The organism is Fusicatenibacter sp. (assembly GCF_977045365.1).
On sequence record NZ_CDRRUH010000089.1, the window covers coordinates 1 to 4,030 of the forward strand.

The window sequence follows — 4,030 nt, forward strand, 5'->3', positions numbered from 1 at the left end:
TGCGAGGAGGGACTGCATCCGGTAAAGGTGCTGTGGCCGACGGCAATGGAGTTTACAAACGGGCGCGATGACTGGTATACACTCCTTACCGAGGGACAGGGACTTCTGATTCCGAATACCTGGAATACGGAACTTGGAAAGCTTTCGTTTGACGGCAGATTTGAGACCTCCGGCGGCTATATGCCGTGGTTCGGCCAGGTGAAGGAAAGATGCGGCTATACAGCGATCTGTACAACACCGTGGAACGCCGGTTATCAGGCAGAGCACCCGGCAGGCGGCCCGTATACCAGCGTGGGGGCATGGCTGGAGCCGAGCCTTGGAACAATGAATTACCGCCGCGTATTCCGTTATACGTTTTTAAATGACTGCGATTACAACGATCTCTGCAAAACGTACCGCCAGTATGTGCGGGAACAGGGGCATCTGCGCACACTGAAAGAAAAGGCGGTACAGAATCCGTCGATCCACGATCTTGTGGGAACGTGTTTTGTTCATACGGGAATCAAGACGGTTGTGCAGCCAGAGTCCGGCTTTTTCGATCCGCAGAATCCGGAGAAAAATAACCGCGTAGTGCCGTTTTCCGTGCGCGAGCAGCAGATCCGCGAAATTCATGATCTCGGCGTTGAGAAAGTCTATCTTCATCTGGACGGCTGGGCAGAACCGGGCTATGACAACCAGCACCCGGACTACACACCGGCATGCCAGGCGGCCGGCGGATGGGAAGGTATGAAATCGCTTGTCGATACGATGCACGCGTTCGGCTATCGCTTTGGCATTCACGATCAGTACCGCGATTACTACCATGTAGCCCCAAGCTATGATGAAAATTATGCGTGCCGCCTTCCGGACGGAGCGGTGCCGGGACACAGTCACTGGGCGGGTGGACCGCAGAGCTATCTCTGTGCGACGCAGGCGCCGTTCTATGTGAAACGGAATTTTGCAGAGCTGAAGAAAAACGGAATCCGGCTCGACGGTGCCTATCTCGATGTGTTTACATGCAACGAGGGCGATGAGTGCGCCAATCCGGAGCATGTGATGACAAGGAGAGACTGCTACAGGTACCGTGGAAATTGCTTTTCCTGGCTACTTTCGCAGGGAATCCTTTCAAGCTCCGAGGAAGTCAGCGACTGGGCAGTTCCGTATCTGGTGTTTTGCCATTATGCGCCGTATGACTTTATGCTGCGCCCGGCAGATGTGCCGAAAAAAGGAATCCCGGTTCCGCTGTTTAATCTTGTGTATCATGACTGTGTGATCGAGCCGTGGATGATGGACCGTGTGACAAAAGACGAAGATTATATGCTGTACGCCCTCCTCGCCGGCGGCGCGCCGTATCTGGTACGGGACGGTGCCTACCCGAATACGGACGGAGCGTTTGACGGAGAAAAAATCAGCCTGGAAGAGATGGCGAAACGGTGCCGCGTTGTGACAGAACTCCATGAAAAAACGGCATTTCTGGAGCTGGTACGCCATACGTGCCTTGCGGCTGACGGAAGCATTCAGAAAAGTGAATTTTCCGATGGAACGTATGTCATTTGTGACTTTACAAAACAGACCTACGAGATAGGATACGGAGCCTGAAAAGAAAGCGCCACATGTAGATTTTGTTCTTATAAAAATACAAGATTTTGTGGTTTTTCCTTGTATTTTTTCAAGTGCATATCTTGCGCGGAAAGCAGAGATTTGTTATATTATGCATGCGGAGGTGTTCATGCCCGGTGCAAAGAAGATGCCGGAGCGTGACGAAACAAAATAACACCAGAAAGGAACAAATCAAATGAGAGAATTTGAACAGTGGGACGGCTTTTCCGGAAGACTCTGGAAAGAAGGCGTTGACGTACGTGACTTTATTCAGAACAACTATACTCCATATGATGGAGATGAAAAATTCCTGGAAGGACCGACAGAGGCTACAGACCGTCTGTGGGGCAAATTACAGGAACTCCAGAAAGAAGAGCGTGCCAAAGGCGGCGTTCTGGATATGGAGACAGAAGTTGTAAGCGGAATCACAGCTTACGGCGCAGCATATATCGATGACAGCATGAAAGATCTGGAGCAGGTAGTTGGTCTTCAGACAGACAAACCGCTGAAACGTGCATTTATGCCGTATGGTGGAATTAAAATGGCTGAGAAGTCCTGCGAGACTTACGGCTACAAACCAAGCGAGAAGCTTCATGAAATTTTCACTAAATATCACAAAACACATAACCAGGGTGTATTCGACATCTACACACCAGAGATGATGAAAGCCCGTCATAATAAAATCCTGACCGGTCTGCCGGATACCTATGGCCGTGGCCGTATCGTAGGCGACTATCGTCGTGTTGCTCTGTACGGTATTGATTACCTGATCGAGCGCAAAAAAGCAGATTTCGCTGCAACCAACCGTCAGGGAATGCGTCGTGGTGACTTCCAGTTAAGAGAAGAAATCGCAGACCAGGTAAAAGCACTTCAGGAAATGAAAGTTATGGCACAGTCTTATGGCTATGACATTTCCGAGCCGGCTAAGAACGCAAGAGAAGCTGTTCAGTGGCTGTACTTCGGATACCTTGCAGCTATCAAAACTCAGAACGGTGCTGCAATGAGCGTTGGCCGTGTATCTACTTTCCTTGACATCTACATTGAAAGAGATATCGAAAAAGGAATCCTGACCGAGAAAGAGGCTCAGGAGTTGATCGACCATCTGGTAATGAAATGCCGTATGGTTAAATTCGCAAGAATCCCATCCTACAATCAGCTGTTCTCCGGTGACCCGGTTTGGGCTACTCTGGAAGTTGCTGGTATGGGAATCGACGGACGTTCTATCGTTACAAAGAACGATTTCCGTTTCCTGCATACACTGGAAAACATGGGACCGTCCCCAGAGCCGAACCTTACTGTTCTGTACTCTGAGCACCTTCCGGAAGCTTTCAAGAAATATGCAGCTCATATTTCTGTACAGACAAGTTCTATCCAGTATGAGAACGATGATGTAATGCGTCCGGTATGGGGCGATGATTACTCCATCTGCTGCTGCGTATCCGCTACCGAGACCGGTAAAGAGATCCAGTTCTTCGGCGCTCGTGCAAACCTTGCAAAATGCCTTCTGTACGCAATCAACGGCGGTAAAGATGAGAAGACAAAACAGCAGGTTGCTCCGGAATATCAGCCGATCACCAGCGAATATCTGGACTATGATGAGGTTATGAAGAAATACGACGTTATGATGGACTGGCTGGCTCATCTGTACGTTGGAACTCTGAACATGATCCATTACATGCATGACAAATACTACTATGAAGCAGCAGAGATGGCTCTGATCGACACCGATGTAAGACGTACTTTCGCAACCGGTATCGCAGGATTCTCTCACGTAGTAGACTCCTTAAGCGCAATCAAATACGCTAAAGTTAAAGTTATCCGTGACGAAGAAGGAATGGCTGTTGACTTCGAGACAACCGGCGACTTCCCAAGATACGGTAACGACGATGACAGAGCAGACGAGATCGCTGTATGGTTGCTTCGTACCTTCATGGACAAACTGAAATACTGCCATACCTATCGTGATTCCGAGCCGACAACCTCTATTCTTACCATTACTTCCAACGTTGTATATGGTAAAGCAACTGGTTCTCTGCCGGATGGCAGAAAAGCCGGTGAGCCTCTGTCTCCGGGAGCTAACCCGTCCTACGGCGCAGAGAAGAGCGGACTTCTTGCTTCCCTGAACTCTGTAGCAAAACTGCCGTATGAGGACGCTCTGGACGGAATCTCCAACACCCAGACCATCAACCCGGGCGCACTCGGCCACAACGACGAAGAGCGTACCGAGAACCTGGTACATGTTCTGGACGGATACTTCGAGCAGGGTGCACATCACCTGAACGTAAACGTATTCGGAACCGAAAAACTGATCGACGCAATGGAGCATCCGGAGAAACCGGAGTACGCAAACTTCACGATCCGTGTATCCGGTTATGCAGTTAAATTCATCGACCTGACAAAAGAGCAGCAGATGGACGTAATTGCACGTACCTGCCATGATCATATGTAATTT

General features: G+C 49.7%; 2 protein-coding genes. Both read left to right on the forward strand.

Translation table 11 applies throughout. The annotated features are described in order from the left end of the window. A partial coding sequence (locus ACY2VW_RS13660; protein WP_461878422.1) for a DUF5696 domain-containing protein occupies window positions 1-1,578 on the forward strand: 1,578 nt, incomplete at its 5' end. Between the two features lie 196 nt (window positions 1,579-1,774). Next, complete coding sequence (gene pflB / locus ACY2VW_RS13665; protein ID WP_461878423.1) at window positions 1,775-4,027, forward strand: formate C-acetyltransferase; 2,253 nt, start codon at window positions 1,775-1,777, stop codon at window positions 4,025-4,027. The last annotated feature ends 3 nt before the right edge of the window (window positions 4,028-4,030 follow it).

Excerpts from the sequence above, each read along its gene's own strand:
- pflB (WP_461878423.1), top strand. The coding sequence starts at position 1,775 with ATGAGAGAATTTGAACAGTGGGACGGCTTTTCCGGAAGACTCTGGAAA.